The organism is Pseudoalteromonas sp. SR44-5 (assembly GCF_014163675.1).
Lineage (GTDB): Bacteria > Pseudomonadota > Gammaproteobacteria > Enterobacterales > Alteromonadaceae > Pseudoalteromonas > Pseudoalteromonas rhizosphaerae.
This window is the reverse complement of record NZ_JACJDT010000064.1, coordinates 1-18,683: the sequence shown is the minus strand read 5'-3', so window position 1 is coordinate 18,683 and position 18,683 is coordinate 1. Positions and strand designations below refer to the sequence as shown.

Annotated in this window: 9 protein-coding genes and 1 pseudogene; 1 reads left to right on the top strand and 9 read right to left on the bottom strand. The window is 41.7% G+C overall.

What is annotated here, in order from left to right; all coding sequences use genetic code 11:
• Nucleotides 1–590: 590 nt before the first annotated feature.
• The 8 genes from H5154_RS21295 to H5154_RS21260 form a co-directional block, all read right to left on the bottom strand.
• Nucleotides 591–2,303, bottom strand: a complete 1,713-nt coding sequence (locus H5154_RS21295) for an alpha-amylase family glycosyl hydrolase (RefSeq protein ID WP_182719540.1) — start codon at nucleotides 2,301–2,303, stop codon at nucleotides 591–593.
• Between the two features lie 86 nt (nucleotides 2,304–2,389).
• Entirely contained in the window at nucleotides 2,390–4,795 is a 2,406-nt protein-coding gene (locus tag H5154_RS21290) for a glycoside hydrolase family 15 protein (protein WP_182719539.1), read from the bottom strand.
• Between the two features lie 14 nt (nucleotides 4,796–4,809).
• Entirely contained in the window at nucleotides 4,810–6,294 is a 1,485-nt protein-coding gene (locus H5154_RS21285) for an MFS transporter (RefSeq protein WP_182719538.1), read from the bottom strand.
• On the bottom strand, nucleotides 6,284–8,176 hold the full coding sequence (locus H5154_RS21280; protein ID WP_182719537.1) for an alpha-amylase family protein: 1,893 nt from the start codon (nucleotides 8,174–8,176) through the stop codon (nucleotides 6,284–6,286). Before H5154_RS21280 ends, H5154_RS21285 begins: the two co-directional genes overlap by 11 nt.
• Before the next feature lie 123 nt (nucleotides 8,177–8,299).
• Nucleotides 8,300–10,105 (bottom strand): glycoside hydrolase family 13 protein, encoded by a 1,806-nt coding sequence (locus tag H5154_RS21275; protein ID WP_259398579.1) that lies wholly within the window; start codon nucleotides 10,103–10,105, stop codon nucleotides 8,300–8,302.
• Between the two features lie 52 nt (nucleotides 10,106–10,157).
• The gene (locus H5154_RS21270) at nucleotides 10,158–11,645 is read right to left on the bottom strand and encodes a tryptophan halogenase family protein (RefSeq protein WP_182719535.1); all 1,488 of its coding nucleotides are present in this window, start codon (nucleotides 11,643–11,645) and stop codon (nucleotides 10,158–10,160) included.
• Between the two features lies 1 nt (nucleotide 11,646).
• Entirely contained in the window at nucleotides 11,647–13,158 is a 1,512-nt protein-coding gene (locus tag H5154_RS21265) for a tryptophan halogenase family protein (RefSeq protein ID WP_145233432.1), read from the bottom strand.
• 104 nt (nucleotides 13,159–13,262) lie between these two features.
• Complete coding sequence (locus tag H5154_RS21260) at nucleotides 13,263–16,013, bottom strand: TonB-dependent receptor (RefSeq protein ID WP_182719534.1); 2,751 nt, start codon at nucleotides 16,011–16,013, stop codon at nucleotides 13,263–13,265.
• Between the two features lie 722 nt (nucleotides 16,014–16,735).
• Between H5154_RS21260 and H5154_RS21255 the strand changes: the two genes are divergently transcribed.
• Nucleotides 16,736–18,361, top strand: a complete 1,626-nt coding sequence (locus tag H5154_RS21255; protein ID WP_182719533.1) for an alpha-glucosidase family protein — start codon at nucleotides 16,736–16,738, stop codon at nucleotides 18,359–18,361.
• 142 nt (nucleotides 18,362–18,503) lie between these two features.
• Here H5154_RS21255 and H5154_RS21250 read toward each other — a convergent pair.
• A pseudogene (locus tag H5154_RS21250) lies at nucleotides 18,504–18,683 on the bottom strand (IS630 family transposase); the annotation flags it as partial.

The following is an 18,683-nucleotide window of genomic DNA, read 5'->3' as shown; positions in this document are numbered from 1 at the left end:
TTCAGTTTTGACTTGTTCAATGAGTGTATTCATGACTTACCTCCAAGTTATGGGATAACCCCAAGGTAAGTGTGGCTCAAATGGTCAGAATAGGATCTCCGCGTAGCGGCTTAGTTCAACAATTTTATAGTGCGCGCGTCGCGCATCTTTCTGCCGATGTCACGCTCATGTATTAATAAATCTATTTTTAACAAATAACTTAATGTATTGCCAACTATAATTTTTTATTGGTACTAAAGATATTCAGAAAAGAGAAAATGCGCTCGTCGCTCATTTTCTTGAATATGGGAGCCAAACAACTACACTGTACACATATACAGCATGACTATTGGTGATGACATGAAAACGCGCTCCCCATTTTTAAATTATATCGCTGATTATATGTTGGTACGTCAGTATTCATTACGTACCGTGGACACCTACCTGAGGTGGATTGCATCTTATATTCATTTTCATGATTAGTGCAATGACGTAAGAAGAAGTTATGCTGCTTATAACTCATTAAAATGCGCTATAATTTTGAGGTAATTCAATAAAAGCATTTTTACAAAAAGGGGCTTACGTATGTTAGCCCCACGAATGAATTTTATTTACAGTGTGTTATTCAGTAACAACAAACCGTAACCAGCGAGTTGCTCGTCATTGAGGTCGTGTTGCCAGTTTGGCGTTAAATCATCGCGTTTGATGCTGCTGACGCTTTGCGGGTTGGCGGTTAAGTTAAGTACAAACATACTTTTACTGCCATTTAACTCGCGGGTTATTTCAACTAGGCCGTTGTTGTGTTGTGTTAATTCATAACTGCCTTTAATACCCAGCTCTGGGCGCTGTTTTTTTAGTGCGATTAAGTGCTGATATAAACGCCACAGTGAATCAGATTGTGCTTGTTGCGTTTTTACATTGCGATCAGCAGCATTAATTTGCTGTGCTAAAAATTCAGGCCACCACTGAGTGTAGTTATCACCAAACAGTTCAGCCTGCTCAACCCAACTTGTTTGAGCTTGAGTAAAACCAGCTTGATTGCTGTTGTCCCATTGCATAGGAGCACGTTTATACACATCGTGACCTGTGCCACCTTGTGTTAGGCCAATTTCTTCACCGTAATAAATATACGGTGTGCCCGGAGAGCTAAATAACATGGCGGCGGCAAGTTTTGCTTTATCGTCGTGCTCAGCAAGTTGATAAGCCACACGTTCTTGGTCGTGATTAGTTAAAAACGGTGCAAAAAAGTCAAGTGGTGCGCTCGAGTCAATACGTTGCTGTATATTTTGTTTGAGCACATTGGCATCAACCGTATTTTTTTGCTGGTTAGACTGCATGGTGCCAAATTGCGCTTCGCCACTGGCGTCTGGCTTTAATAAGCCAAGGATTTTATAGCCCACTTCAAAATCAAAACCTTGATCGAGTCCTTTGCCGTCGCCGTAATATTTTGCTGCAACAGGAATGTCAGCCCACGCTTCACCGACTAAGTACGCGTCTGGATCAACACTTTTTACATACTGATTAAAGTGCTGCCAGTAGGCAATGGTTTCATCGGTGTCGGCTTGCGCATTGCCGCCGCTTTCCATGGCAAAGCGTACTGCGTCTAATCTAAAGCCTGCTACGCCTTTATCGAGCCAAAACTTGGCCATTTTTTCCATTTCGGCAATAACATCAGGGTGGCGTAAATTTAAATCAGGTTGGCTTGCTCCAAACGCACCATAGTAATACTGCTGACGTGTTTCATTCCAATGCCATACTGCGTCGGGTTGGTCGTTATTACTCCATGCGTGGCCCCAACCGCTACCGGCTTTTGGCATATCGTCGCGCCAAATAAAGTAATCAGCATAAGGGGCTTGTTGTTTTGCTGAACGCTGAAACCATTCATGGTTACTTGATATATGGTTTATAACTAAATCAAGTATGACTTTCATGCCTTTGTCGTCAGCAGCTTTTATAAAGGCTTCAAACTCGGCCATGCTGCCGTAGTCGTTTTCTACTTGGTAAAATTCAGTAAAATCATAGCCATGATACGACGGTGCTTCAAACATGGGGGTTAACCACAGTGCATTTACGCCGAGCTCTTGTAAATACGGGAGCTTTTGGGTCATACCGTTAAAGTCGCCATGACCATCAGCATCGCTATCGTAAAAGCTGCGTGGCCAAATTTGGTAAAAAATGGCGCTTTCCCACCACGGGCTTGCTTGTTGTTTAGTATTTAATTGCGATGTTTCGGTGTTATTCGTGTTGTTATTTAATGATGGTGCGCTTTGGCAGCCTGTTAGCATGATTGCTAATGCTAATGCGCTCAAGGTAAATGTTTTCATTTCAGCCTCGTTATTATTGTAATAAATAACTTAGCCGTATTTTACTACGGCTATGTTAATTAACCTGAACTGCGGATAGTTTGCGGTTATTTTAGTGCTTTAGTTACCACTGGGTAATGATCCCATACTTGCTTGTCACTTAATGAGCGCACTAGCTTCACGTATTCAGCATGCGTCCACGCCAGTGGTGTGGCCGAGTTTGTACCCTCGCCTAACGTGTATCCTGCTTTATTTACGCCTACGCCATCCCATACTTGTTCTGGTAGCATCATGCCTTCGTTAGCAAATTGCTCTAGCCCTTTTACATAGCTATTTTTAATAGCCTGCTGTTTTGTTGCATCTAAGGTATTATTAGCATTTGCGGCGGCAATTTCATAATGGCCCCGTTCACCGGTAAAAAATGGCCAAACTCGCCCACGTTGCCCTGGGCTATTTTTTCCACCTTGCGCATAGTTAGCGCCAGTTACTTCATCTTCACCGTATCCGTCGTTACCATAACGGCGGTAGCCTGCAAATGTGCCGCTGCCATCAGTAAACTCAAAGCTGTATTTAACTTGTAGGTTATCTGTTAGGGTTTCGTCATCATATTCTGGGAGTGTTTTTACTATGCTGGGCGCTAGTGCATCACGTACACCATAGCGAACGAGCTCTAAAAATCCACCATCGAGAATTTGCTTTTTATTAAAACCTTCACGGCCATTATTGGCGTTAATTTTAGTATTTGAATTGGCGTCTTTGTCTTGGCCAATACGTATAAAATACTCGCCGTCTGAAACGTTTGATTCTAAATTACCTGCGGTGGTAAACATCATACTTTCTATATCGGCGTTGTAACTTTTTGCTGTTGCAAGGTAGCGTTTAGCATTCACCTCATCTCCTGCCATTTTTGCAATATCAGCAGCGGTAATTAAACCGGCAACAACAGCAGCGGTGGTTGATGGTGAATACCCTGCTTGCTCTTCCCAACGCTCTTGTTGAGTCGCAGGTGGGGTTATTTGCATGTCGTTCCATAGGATTTTAGCGCGCCCACCGTCTACCAAAAAGTCAGCGGCCGGTTTTAACATGCGGGTATACCAATCAGTTAGCTCAGCATCACTTAACACATCTGACTGATGAAGTTTCCACGCTAGCATAATAGGCATAGCGGTTTGGTCTAGCTGTACGCCTACCCATTCAAGTTCGCCATCTACGTGTGTTTTTTGTAAAAACCACCCTGTGTCGCCTTTGTTGCCCTGGGTTTTGCTGTTTACTTGTACTTTTTCAAGGTATTCAAATGCGGTTTTAGCAGTCGCATTATCGCCCATGGCCATAAATGCCATGGCAACTTGATAAAAGTCGCGCACCCATACCGCTTTGTAACCGGTAGAGCCGGTTTTCGCCGATACGGTTTCACCCCACGGGTTTGATAAAGACGCAATGAGCGCGCCTGCATGGGTTTTATCTTCCTGAGCTTTTAAAACCATGGCGCTGGTATACAGCAGTTTACCGTTATCAGCTGTTTGCTCGCTCATGGTATTAAGTGGTGCAAGGCTTTGTAGGTAATCTTGCCAACCTAGGGCTTCGCCTTTGCCGTTGTAGTTATCAAGTACAGCTTGATACCCTTTGGCTAGCGTAGCTTGGCCCTCTTTAAAGCTTGCTTGCTGGTTTTTACCAAAGCTTAGGCTTAGATCAAATTGACTGTTTTTACCAATCTCACCCAGCTCAGCAAGTAAGCTTACGTTACCCGATTGCTCACCCGTATTTTTATACACAGTTGCTAATTGCTGGGTTGTTTTAAGCTCAGTTAAACCATCACTCACGCCCGTAAAACCGACACTTGTTTGTTTAAATGGCTTTGCACCTTGCAATGACAAGTAATTTTCGCCCTGCCACGCTACCAACCCTTGCTCGGTGGTTTTTGCAAAGTCATCTAAGCCGTTGTTGTTTATATACGGGTTAACTGTTACATATGCTTTTACACCGTCAAGCTGGGTATTAAAAATACTGCGTACAAATAAGCTTTGACCGTCTGGATCGGTAAATATATGTTTTTCGAGGCTAAAGCGACCTTGCTTATCTTTGCTTACTACTTTGTATGCTAATGATAACGGGCGGCCTTTATCGTCTTTGTATAAGTAATCAATGGTAACGTCTAAATCGTCAGCTTCGGTGACTGTAAAATCTTTCCCGACTACAACAAATTGCATGTCTTTAATTTGCGCTTGATGAATAAGCCCAAACATAGTTTCGGTGATCATCCCTTTAGCAATCGAAAACCATACTTTTGACACTTTAGCTGTTGGCGCGTCGTCACTGTAATGGCCATTTTGATATTGCTCAAAAGACGTGCCTATCCCAGTTTTGCCTGCGTATGCCCAAAATGGGGCTTCGCCTGGTGCGCCTGGGGCACTCACTGATGTTTGCGCTACTGCACTAGTTTGCGTATTTTGCACGCCACAACCGACAAGGCCTGCGGCCAATATTGTCGCGGTAATTAGGTTATATTTTTTCATTTTAGCCCCTTAAATTAAGACTGTTTAACACGCAGTACGGCAACCGCTGCAAGTACAAAAGACACAGCACCTAGCATCAATGCGTAAATAGGTTGATTTTGGAAAAAGTGACGAAGTATCAGGCCAAGGACACTGGCGGCTAATAATTGTGGGATCACAATAAAAAAGTTAAATATTCCCATATACACACCCATTTTATGACTCGGTACTGAGGTACTTAACATGGCGTAAGGCAACGACAAAATAGACGCCCACGCAAAACCAATACCTATCATTGGCCAAATAAGTAAGCTCGGTTCTTGTATAAACATAAAGCTCGCCAAACCTAACGCACCTAAAATAAGGTTAAGTGCATGCGCTAGTTTTAAACCAACACGCTTAACGATGATCGGGATACATAAAGCCGCCAATGCAGCAAAACCGTTGTAAGCCGCAAATAAAATACCCACCCAGTCTGCACCATTGTTATACGCCGCTGAACTTGTGTCGCTGCTACCATAATGAAAACTGGTTACCGCTGAGGTGGTGTAAATCCACATGGCAAATAATGCAAACCAGCTAAAAAACTGCACCCAAGCAAGTTGTTTCATCGCCTCTGGCATGGTGAATACATCGTTAACGACTTGGTAAAAGCCACCGCTGGTGTGGTTTTTTGCCTGTAGTGCGGCTGCAATAAATTGAATAACGCCAAAACTCACTAAGCCAGCTGCTAATAGGTACAGCTCTTTTTCTAGGTTTAATCCCATGACTAAACCAAGTACGGCAAGCCCTAAAACAGTAAATACACTGCCGCCTTTACTAAAGTTAATTTGTGCACAAACCGTCTGTTCAACTTGAGCTTGCTCTTGTTGATTAAATGCGGCCAATTCTTCAGGTGAATATTCTTTGGTGGTTATAATTGTCCAGCCTACTGCGACCAGCAATACAACTGCACCAAAGTAAAATGAGTACTTTACTGAATCAGGAATTTGCCCTGCTGCGGCAGTGTTGGCAATATCAAACCAGTTCGTCATCATCCAAGGGAGTGCAGAAGCAACCACGGCGCCTACGCCTATAAAAAAGCTTTGCATTGCATAGCCAGTAGCACGCTGTTTGTTTGGTAGATTATCGCCTACAAGGGCGCGAAATGGTTCCATGGTGACGTTAATCGATGCATCCATGATCCATAACATGCCCGCTGCAATCCAAAGTGTTGGTGAGTTTGGCATAATAAATAACGATAATGTGGTTAAAATAGCGCCGTATAAAAAAAACGGACGACGGCGGCCTAATTTGCCCCAGGTTTTATCGCTCCAGTAACCAATAATTGGCTGTACAATTAACCCTGTGAGTGGTGCTGCTACCCACAAAATAGGAATGTCATCTACATTAGCCCCAAGGGTTTGAAATATTCGGCTTACATTACCGTTTTGCAGTGCAAAGCCAAATTGAATGCCTAAAAAGCCAAAGCACATGTTCCATATTTGCCAAAAACTTAAATCTGGTTTGTTATTTTTCATTATGAGCTCCAGTGGTTAATACTGCACTGCTAAGCGCATTTAAAGTTAAACTAATGTGTGCCTGCTCAGCTGTAATAGTTAGCTCGGCGTTTTGATTCGCCTCTAGCAAATCAAGCAATTGTAATTTTTCGCTGGTATTTTGCGTCAGTGTGTTAAGTGGAATATCAATACTGATCTGACTGACTTGCTCAGCAAAATTACTCACCACCCAAATTTGTTGATTACCGATACTGCGGCTAAACGCAGCAACTTTTTCGCTGCCAGTAACCATCAGTGGTTGCATGTCACCAGCTACAACTGCTGGATGTTTACTCAACGCCATAACGGCTTTGTAATATTCACGTAATTGACCTTGTGCCGGTGTTAATAAAGCACCATCAAACTTGCCGTTGTTCATCCACGCTTGATGCGCTGGCACGCCAATGTAGTCAAAAATACTGGTGCGAGTTGGTTTGCCAAAGCCGGCATCTTCAGAGCCATCTTCTCCCACATCTTGAGCAAAATATAATAGTGTTGGCGCACGGCTAATAAGGTTTGATACTACTAATGCGGGTTTGCCCTTTTCACTACTACCTGCGAAGTCAGGGCTGGCGATACGTTGTTCGTCATGGTTTTCTAAAAAGTGCAGCATATGCTGCTCTATGTCAGCCACTTTTTGCTGAGCATTAAAAATAGTGTCTGCCGGTTGCGTGCCTTGCATAACAGCTTTTAAGGTGTCGTAAAAGCCGACTTTATCGTACAAGTAATCCATTTTTCCTTGCTGGATATACGGGCGATATAGTGCGGGATTGTATACCTCGGCTAGTAAAAATGCCTCTGGGTTGTGCATCTTGATTGATGAGTTTAGAAAGCTCCAAAACTCTACTGGTACCATTTCGGCCATATCATAGCGAAAGCCATCTACGCCTTTATCGAGCCAATATAGCGCGATATCACGAAACTTATACCAGCTGTTTGGCAACTCTTTATCCTGCCAAAACTCAAAGTGCGCGCGTAAATCTTTAGTAGCATACTCATCGGGCAGAGTTGGAAAGTCATAACTACCGTCAGGTTTTACGCCATAATTTACTTTAACTGTTTCGTACCAGTCGTTTATATCAGGCTTAGCAGCACGGGCACCATTACCAGTCCATTTTGCAGGCGTTTCAGCAAATAAGTTATCAGCAAGTGGGTGGGCATTACCGCCTAGCACTTGGTAGTTTTCACTGGTTGGTACTTTAAATGACTGTCCAGTAACGTAATAAAAGTTATTATCGCGGGCATACTCTACGCTGGTGTCATCTTGCTCACCAAAATCTTTAACTCCAGCGGGTTTAGCGGTTGATTGATAATGACGCGCCACATGATTTGGCACAATATCAATGACCACTTTCATACCGTGTCGATGGGTGCGCTCAATTAATGCAGCAAACTCTTCGAGGCGGCGCTCTGGATTAATGGCTAAATCTGGGTTTACATCGTAATAATCTTTAATTGCATACGGCGAGCCGGCACGGCCTTTCACTACATCCGGGTCATCTTGGCTAATTCCATATTGGCTGTAATCGCCGACCAAAGCATGGTGTAACACGCCGGTATACCAAATATGGGTGGTACCAAGTTCTTTAATGCCACTTAAAGCAGTATCATTAAAGTCACTAAATGTGCCTACGCCATTTTGCTCTTTGGTTCCCCACGGAATATTGGCTGTTTGCGTATTACCAAATAAGCGCGTGAATACCTGATACACAACCGGCTTTGAATGCTCGTTAACTTGTTCAGCTACCTTTTTGTCAGTACTGGGGGTTGTGGGCTCATCTGAGCAGCTCGACAATAACAAGCTACTAGCTAATACCCATGAGCCATATTTGAATGTACTAATTGTGGTTTTATTTGTTGTCATAATGTTCTTACTTAGATCTGACGTTTTAATGGGTTGTCATTTAAACGTCATTTTTATTATAAATTTAATACTAAAGTGAACTGCCACTGACTGACAGCGGCTGCATACGTATTCACACAGGCTTTATTCAATTATTAATACCGTTGCACTCATAGGCGCTAAGGTCACTGTATCTGTTATATTTATTTGCTGTTCAGTAAAAAGACTCACAGCCTTTTTGTATTGCCCAATAACCTCTTGCAGATACGCTAATGACCAGTTTTTTGCTGCGGTATTTTTATTTAAAAACACCAACAAAGTTTGCTGTTCACTTATCCGCGCGTAACTGTATATACCTGATTTAGGACTAAAATGAACCAGTTTACCTTGCGCTATTGCTGGGCTTTGCTTTCTAAAATTAAGTAAGGTGGTGATGGTTTGCTGCATATCACGCTGCTCATCTGATAACCCTTGTCCTGTAAAAGCATTACTTGGCTGACCTTTAAAACCACCGGGGAAATCAATACGGATATCACCGTGATCATTACTGCCCGTATTATCAAGCAATACTTCGGTGCCATAATACATTTGTGCAATACCACGAGTGGTAAGCAACATAGTCATCGCCATTTTCGTTTTAGCAAGATCTTGCTTAAGCTGAGTGTAAACTCGGCTCATATCGTGGTTATCGGCAAACACGAGCAAGTTGTCTGGATTTGGGTATAAAAAGTCATTGGCGATTGATTGATACACTTTTACCCAGCCAGTGTTCCAACTCTCCTCTTCATTAAGTGCTTGAATAAGTGACTCTTGTAATGAAAAATCCATCACGCTTGGTAAGCTTGAGGTATAGCCGTCGTTATTTACCTTTCCTGCTTGCCAATATGAAGCAATCGCAGGATTGGTGGTCCACTCTTCGCCAACAATATTAAAAGCGGGATACTCAGTCATTATGGCTTTAGTCCAGTCAGCTAAAAAGGCTTTGTCTGAATATGAATAGGTATCAACGCGAATACCGCTTAAGTCGGCGTATTCAATCCACCAAATAGCATTTTGGATAAGGTAGTTTGCTAATAACGGTTGCCGCTGGTTTAGATCCGGCATTGTGGCTACAAACCAGCCATCGCTAAACTGGCGTTTATCAAACTCACTTGCATGTGGGTCTTGAATGGTTTGACGAGCATGGCTGGTAGCATGTTTACCGTTTGCAAACTCGCCATTAAAATTGATCCAATCTGATGTGGGTTTATCTGTCATCCATTCATGCTCAGAGCCAAAGTGATTAAGCACTAGGTCCATCACTATACCAATACCGTGTTGTTTCGCTTTGGCTGATAACTCGCGATATAACTCATTTGAGCCCATGCGTGGGTCGATAGTGTAAAAATCGGTAATTGCATAACCGTGATAAGAGTAGCTGGGCATATCATTTTCAAGCGGTGGTGTTAACCAAAGCTGGGTTACGCCCAGTTTTTGCAAATACGGCAGTGCGTTAATTACACCTTGAATGTCGCCACCGTGACGCCCACCTCGCTCAATTGGATTTGCACCCTCAAGCACTCCTTTTACTGTGTCGTTGCTGCTATCGCCATTAGCAAAGCGATCCGGATTAATTAAGTAAATGGTATCACTGCTATCAAAACCGTTACGTTTACTGCTATTAGCTTTACGTGCATGCAATTGATACTCAAAACGCTCCCCTGATTTGCTGCTAAACACTAAAACACCTGGCTTTGCTATTGGATTTATTTCAATATTTAAAAAAGCGTAATTTGGGTTATCTGTTTTAGTTACACTTTTTAAACTCACCCCTGAGTAAGATGCTAATTGCCATTGTTGCTTAGCAATACCTTGATCATGCAGCATAATTTGCAAGGTATTATTTTGCATACCAACCCACCAGTTTTGTGGCTCAACGCGCATTTTTGCGTGCAGCTGAAAACTCAGCATTACTGTTACTAACAGTAATGCGCTTTTTGATAGTCTCATATTAATATCCTGATTATTTTTGCTGCGGGATGATGGGCGTAAGCGCTCTAAAATGGCTTGCACACTGATGGTTAAAATTATAAAGCTCTTTAATTTGCTGTTGTTGCGTATAACTTGGCTTAGCAACGCTAGGAGGGAAGACGCCATAACCGCTCAATAAGGTATGCCACGACAGACTTGAATAGTAGTTTTCAATCCCTTGATGGGCAATTTCGCCGGTTAAATCATTACGCGATAACCAGCACTGAAAAATATTTTTTAGCGAAGCTGATAGCATTTCATTTTGACCATTTGCTTGCCAATACTCTGTATCTCGCCGATTGGATGCGCGATAGTGACATACAATATAATCGCGAATACCTTCTATACGGTTATTAATTTGCGTATTGAACGAATCACGCTTTGCTTCACTCGGTTGGTTATGCTCAAAACATGCGATAAACGATTCGATTGTTTGCTGCACTAAATGTAAAGCAGTTGCTTCAAGAGGTTCAATAAAGCCTTGCGATAAACCTACAGCTAAACAGTTTTTATACCAATGTTGCTTAACTCGTCCTACTTTCATTGTTAGCTTACGTGCAGGTACATCGCAATTGAGTAAGCCGAGTGTGGTTCTAAGTTCTGTTTCTGCTTCATCAGCACTGCAAAAGTCTTGGCTGTAAACATAACCATTACCAATACGATTGGTAAGCGGAATAGCCCATTGCCATCCATATTTTAATGCGGTTGAAGTAGTTTGTGGGGCTTGTAATTGATTACTCATTGTCGGCAGTACAATAGCACTGTCGTTAAATAGATTTTCTTTAAAACTAAGCCAAGGTACGGCTAATGCTTGCTGAATAAGCAATCCTTTAAAACCACTACAATCGATAAAAAAATCAGCTGCAATACACTGCTGTCCATCACTGTTTTCATCGAGAACAAGCTGCTTGATATTGCCTGCGGAATCAAGCTCAACCTGCGCGATGGTGCTTTTTAGGTGCTTAACGCCTTTGCTTGTTGCTCTATTAGCTAAAAATAGCCCAAGCAGTCCCGAGTCAAAATGATAACCATAACTTTGCTGAAATGGAAAGTCCGCTTGAGTATGTGGCCCACGCTGTTGCTTAGCTAAGTAGGCTGCTAAAAAATAGCTGTCGGGATGTGCATCAATCGCTATACCTTGACGTTTTAACAAACAACTTTTTATAAATTGCTGCTGTGTATGTAAATCCGTCTGCCCATAAAATGAGTGAAAATACTGCTCATGACCTGGATGGGTAGACCAATTTTTAAATTCAATCCCCAGTTTGTAGGTTGCATTGCATTGAGGCATCCACTCACTTTCGCTAATATTTAATGTATCGAAGAATTGTTTTAACTGCGCAGTCGACCCTTCACCAACACCAATAGGCGCAATTGTTGGTGATTCAATTAAAGTGACATGGGTATTAGTGAGAGAATGATTTAATAAATTAGCAGCCATCCACCCTGCTGTACCACCACCAACAATAATAATATTCATACTAGATCTGGCCTTTTGCTAACTCTGAACAACGACAAAATCGCTGTAAATATTGCTCATGTGTTGGTAAGTGAGTAACGTATTGCTGTTGGATAGTCGCTATATTGGATAAGAACTCATCAAGCTCAGAATCTGAAATTGCACGTGCGAGCGGGTGATAACTTTGTGGTCGGATCCCTTGTCCAATTAAAACTTGTAGCCAAGCAACCTCTGAAAAAAGTTCATCTGCTTGTATTGAAAGCGTGCCTGTTCGTTTAAATAGTGCAATACGTTGCTGTAATGAGTCAGGTAATGTCATAGCGCCACACCGTTGCCAAAATGGAGACTGCTTTTGATTAACAGCGTAATGCAAAATAATAAAATCACGAATTTTTTCAAATTCATTTTTGGCTTGTAAATTATAAGCATGCGCCGATAACTCACAATCAGGGTGCGCCGGAAATAACTTAATAAACCGAGCTATACTGGTTTGTATTAAATGTAAGCTGGTAGATTCCAAAGGTTCTAAAAAGCCACTAGATAAACCAATACTTAAACAGTTTTTAAACCACTGCTGTTCGCGTCTTCCTGGCGTGAACTTAATATGTTTTGGGGCCGTTATGGTCTCAGTTTCTAAACTATTTAATAACTGTTGTTCAGCTTGTTCAGCACTCATAAATTGGCTGCTATATACCAGCCCATTCCCCACTCTATTTTGCAGCGGAATTTGCCATTGCCACCCGGCATCTTTTGCAATCGAACGAGTAAATGGCGGCGTATTTTTCAGCGGTTTAGTTTGCACTGCAATTGCACGATCACAGAAAAGCCAATGCTGATAACTTTGGTATTTAACCCCCAACGCCTGTTCAATCAAGCGTGCACTGGAGCCGCTGCAATCAATAAAAAAATCACCTTTTATGGTTTGTTCATCACTGAGTTCAAGTGTTTTAATCAAGCCATTATCGTCTAATTTTACAGACTCCATCGTACCACTGAGATATTCTACACCTTGCGCAATTGCAAACTCTTGTAATAACTTTGCGTATTTGCCCGCATCAAAGTGATAAGCATAAGTAAGCCCAGCTAAAGGCGTTTTACCAATCTGTGGATTTGGGTGGAATTTATTATGGTTTGCCGCAATGGCATTAACACTGAAGTCCCATAAGGTTTGCGTTGTTTTGCTTTGGTTGCTTTTGAGCCAAAAGTGATGAAATGGGGTGATCCCAAGCCCTCTGCCAATATCACCAAATGCATGCTGGTAACTATCGCCTTGTTGGCCCCAATTTTCAAATTGAATACCAAGTTTATAAGTGCCTTGAGTGCGCTTTAAAAAAACGTGTTCATCAAGCCCCAAGACATTGTTGAAAGTCTGTATCGCAGGGATAGTTGCCTCCCCTACACCAACAGTTGGAATATCGGGTGATTCTATTAAAGTGATTGATAGCTGCTTAGAAAACACTTTTGCTAACATCGCAGCGGTCATCCAACCTGCACTGCCGCCGCCTAAGATAACAATTTTTTCTATCGCTTTCATTTATCACTCCTCACAAATAAAAAAGGGATCTCTATTGAGATCCCTAGTATCTTGTCTCAATCGCGTTTAATACAACTGAATCATACTGACTTGGGTATATTTAATTAAAATTTATAAGCAAAGCCTAATAAATAATTAGCCCCATAGCTTTGATAATCACGTACCGTTGCTTTATTGCCGTCATGATAAGTTACAAACGGCTCATCAGTTAAGTTTTGTGCTTGTAGCGATACAGTAAGACCTTGTAATGCTTCAATGCTAGACTCAGAGAAATCGTAACCAATTTGGGCATCCCAGATAGTCTCTTCTGCAACAACGACCGTTGTTCTTGCTAATGATAGACCATTTACTTCACCTAAGAAGTCAGAGCGGTAACGCATACTCACACGTGCTTGAAAACCGTAGTTTTCATAATAAAGTGTCCAGTTATAAACTTTATCTGATAGACCTGGAATTTCTTCTTTCTCACCATTGAGGTTATCAAGCGAAGAATCTAAAAAGGTAGCGCTAATAACTGTACCAAAGCCTTCAAGGCTATCGCTGAGTATATTACCTGGTAATGTCGCTGTTAACTCAAGGCCTGATACTTTTGCATCGCCTACGTTATCCCATGCGCTCACTAGACCTTGGTTAGTGATCGGCACTTCACCGTTAGGTGTATCAACATCAGCAAAATCACCCACTATTTGCGTGTTGAACTGCCAATCTTCTATGTCTTTATGAAATAAAGCAGCTGCAAAATAACCTTCCGCACTAAAGTAATACTCATACGATAAGTCGATTTGATTAGCAATAACAGGACGCAAACTTGGGTTACCGCCACTTGCACTCCACGGTGAATTTTCTAGATTAGTCGGTGGTGTTGTAACGTTGTTTTTTGCCGCATCAAAGCTGTAGCTGTTACTTGCATTCATACGATCCATACGTGAACGCGACATTGTACGAGCTAAACCAAAGCGTAGCATTTGATCTTCAGTCAACGATAAGTTCAAGTTCAAGCTTGGTAAAAATTCAGTGTACTTGTCGCCTGCTCTATTCGATTGTACACGGACAAGCCCTGTATCCGGATCTGAATCAACCGCATAACCGTCAGAGCTTTGATCTGTATTTACAATTTGCAAGCCCACATTGCCGCGTGCAGGTAAACCAAACAATTCAGTATCTAAATCAGCTTTAACATAGGCAGTTAAAATATCCTCTTGTACAGTCCAAATATTTGCCCAACGGCCTGTATCAGTATCAGCTTGATTAAATGAATCGTATGCGCCGCTGTTGTATAGGGCTAACGAATCATACGCAATCATGTCACCCATACCAATAAAATCAAGTGATACTGAGCCTAAGTAGTATTCATCTGGGATACGCACCATTTCAGGATACTGCTTGAGGCGCAGGTACTCACCAGTATCTTGTTTATCTTTTTCACGGCTGCTGTAGTTAACACCAAATTCAACTTGGCTTATCGGGCTGTTTTCTATGTAAGTTTTTGCACTTAACTTTAATGATGCTAATTCATCTTCAACATGTGGTCTATTTAAAAAGCCATCTTGACCATCGCCACCAACAACACTACTCCCCCAAGTACGTGCTGCGCCCAGTTGAAATAAATCACGGTCTGAATAATCAAGTGTAGGGGTAAAAATGGCGCCAGCCATACCACTATCAAGGCTGTATTGTAGGTTATCACCAAGGCCTTCGTTGTCACCACGTCCTGTCGCTGCATAGCTTTCAAGACCCCAGACATCACGTTCAACCTTTGAATAACTCACATCAGCAGCCACCTGCCAGCTGTCATTTATATCGTATTCAACGTTAAAACCAAGCGCGAGTAAATCAGCAGTCCTGAAGTTTACGTCATTACGAACTAAGGTTTTAATATTATTAACTTGGCCTTGAGTAACAACGCCACCATTGGTGGCTAACGTTTCATAATTTGTATCTGCACGACCTGAATTTAATGGCAGCTCTATGCCTCGTAATATTTGCTTATCTTCAAAATCAACATACATCGCATCGGCGGTAATATGCAGTTTATCTGATGGTGCAAACTCAAGCACACCTAAAAAGCTATCTCTTGTTAGCTCTGATGAACGTGCATAAGGCTTAGCGCCCGTCAAACGTAAATCGCCATCAGCACCACTTGGATCATAACCCCATGCATTCCAGCGTTGTTCTTGATTTGGTGATTCCATGTGGGCATAAGCAAATGCAACACCAATGGTATCGTCAGCAAATTGATCTACATAACCAAACGAACCACGATAACCTTTATTATCCATTTCTGGATTAACTGCATCCATTTCGTTTTGTTCAAAACGCACATTTGCAGTAATTGATTGTTCACCGGCTGATAGAGGACGCGTAGAGTGTAAATCAACGGTACCGCCAATCCCTTGAGTCGTTAAAGATGCGTCTGGCGTTTTGTATACAACAACTTCACTGATCACTTCTGACGGGTATAAGTCGTATTCAACACCACGGTTATCACCAATCGATACTTGCTCACGACCATTAAATGTTGTGGTACTAAAGTCTTCGCCCATACCACGAATAGTAATTGAACTTGCACGGCCATCTAATCGTTGCGCGGCAAGACCAGGTAGACGCGCAATTGATTCTGCAATAGACGAATCTGGTAACTTACCAATATCTTCTGCTGAGATTGCCTCTACTACTGAGCTGCTGAAACGCTTAGTGTCAATAGCTTGAATTAAACTACGACGAAAACCTTTCACTTCAATGACTTCTAAATCTTCATTCGCAGTTGTTTGTTGCTCAGCTGCAAAACCTGACATGCTAGTTAAGCCTGCGGTTGCAAGTGCAATTGTTAATATACTTGGTTTGAACATAGACATGATGTGTTTCCCGTTACCCAATTTTATATTACTAACTTTTAGCGAGTTGCTTGTGATAGAAGCAAACCATTTGTTAGCTATTTTGTTGTCAGGATGAATATTAACGCCCGCCTTATTTTTTTAACAACTTTATGCATACGTATTCAGGCTAGTACAAAACCAACAAAGTTAACAAAAAATTCACACAAATAATGGCAACACCTTGTTTTTATAGGTATAAAGAGGGGATAATTGATCATTCTATTTTATAAAAGAAATATGTACTGCATCGAGCTCCTTCAGCGCGGCGATTTACAGTTTAATACCTTAATTATTAGTGCATTCACACTTTGCATTCGAGTCCCGATCGCCCCCCTCACAAAATGCCAATTGGTAAGACCATTAATGGCGCTGCACCATAACGCTACAGAACCCATATAATATGCACCAAGTTGGATTTGCTACTTTGTTAATGATACGAAAACGAGAATTGGTAAACATCTATTTGCCGCTCACATACCTTTGTTAATAGGTTTTTCAGAAGCTGTTTTCCTTATCAAAGCGATCTATTTAGCATGCATACGTATGCATCCTTTTTACAGTATCAAGCCCTTCACGTATGCTTTTTAAAAAATAACGTAGTTTGCTTTAATCGAACTGCTAACAAGATTACGAACACACCATTTCTAAACAGTAATAATTGCTAGGGTAAAATGGGGAGTGTTGTCACGATGGAGAAAAAAATGGCTCAACAGCAGTGGTATAAGGGTGCCGTGATTTATCAGGTTTATCCGCGCAGTTTTCAAGATACCAACGGTGACGGCATTGGTGATTTAAAAGGGATCATCAGCCGGATAGACTATATTAAAAGTCTGGGTGTTGATGCTATTTGGATCTCACCATTTTTTAAATCACCAATGAAAGACTTTGGCTATGATATCAGCGATTATCGTGACGTAGACCCTCTTTTTGGCGATCTTAATGACTTTGACGAGCTCATTGCACAAGCTCATCAATGCGATATTAAAATTATTATTGATCAAGTATTGAGCCACACATCAGACCAACATCAATGGTTTTTAGATAGCCGAGAAGACAAAACTAACGCCAGATCTGATTGGTATGTATGGGCTGATGCAAAACCAGATGGCACCCAGCCAAACAACTGGCTTTCAATTTTTGGTGGCCCTGCTTGGCAATGGGAGCCGCGTCGTGGCCAGTATTATTTACACAACTTTTTTACTGAACAACCGGATCTTAATTTTCATAATCCAGATGTACGTCAAGCAGTATTAGATAATGTTGAGTTTTGGCTTAAAAAAGGGGTAGATGGTTTTCGCCTAGATGCAATTAACTTTTGTTATCACGATGCACAGCTACGTGATAACCCAGCTAAACCGCCAGAAAAACGCCAAGGCCGTGGTTTTAGCGAAGATAATCCGTATGCTTTTCAGTATCACCATTATAATAATACCCAACCTGAAAATATTAGCTTTATGCAAGATATTCGTACCCTGTTAGACAAATATCCTGGTACCGTGTCTTTGGGTGAAATATCATCCGAGGATTCACTTGCTACTATGGCTGAATACACCGCCGGTGGCGATAAACTGCATATGGGTTACAGTTTTGAGCTACTAACCAATGATTATAGCAGTGAGTATATTCGTACAACGGTTAAGACATTGGAAGAACGAATGACAGAAGGCTGGCCTTGCTGGGCCTTTAGTAACCATGATGTAGAACGTGTTGCTAGTCGTTGGAGTAACAATGGTGAAGTAAACCCTGCGCAGTGTAAAATGCTTACCGCCCTACTCGCTTCATTGCGCGGTAGTGTATGTATGTACCAAGGTGAAGAGCTAGGTCTTGGTGAAGCAAGTGTGGCGTTTGAAGACTTACAAGACCCATATGGGATAACTTTTTGGCCAAACTTTAAAGGCCGAGATGGCTGTCGTACGCCTATGCCATGGCATAATGATGACGGTGAACAGGCCGGATTTTCTGCAACGAAACCTTGGTTACCTGTTGACGAAAACCACAAACACCAGACTGTAAGCAAACAAGATAGCGATAGTGATTCGATTCTAAATGCGTTCCGCCATTTTATGACATGGCGTAAGCAACAAGCTATCTTACTCGAAGGCGATATTGAATTTATTAATACCCCTGAGCCATTGTTAGCTTTTTACCGTCGTTTTGCAGGCCAAACTATGTTGTGCGTATTTAACCTAGCGCAAGAGCCTACAAGCCTCAACATTGAACACACTGATATTGTGCCACATACAGAACTGAATCATCACAATGGCAGCTTAGATAAACAAACCCTTACCCTACCCGGTTTTGGTTGTTTTTACGCAGCCGTTAGTTAATATTTTTTAGTAATATAAAAGGGATTTGCAAGATTGTAATTTCCTTTTCGAAAAAGAGTAATCGGTCATAATCTATATTGTGGCCGATTTTTTGATTCTTTATCAACTATAGTTCTTTAAATAATACCAATCTGCATAAAGATTAAGTCAATTTTATCCAGTCTCTAGAGCATTTGCTTTTAACCGTATCTGGGACTGAAATGAATTTATTCCACGCTTGCGAAACCTGTTCGACTATTTCTTCATAACCACTAAACACACGATTAGATAAACAGTGTTGCCGTATCCAACTCCATACTTGCTCTATTGGATTTAACTCCGG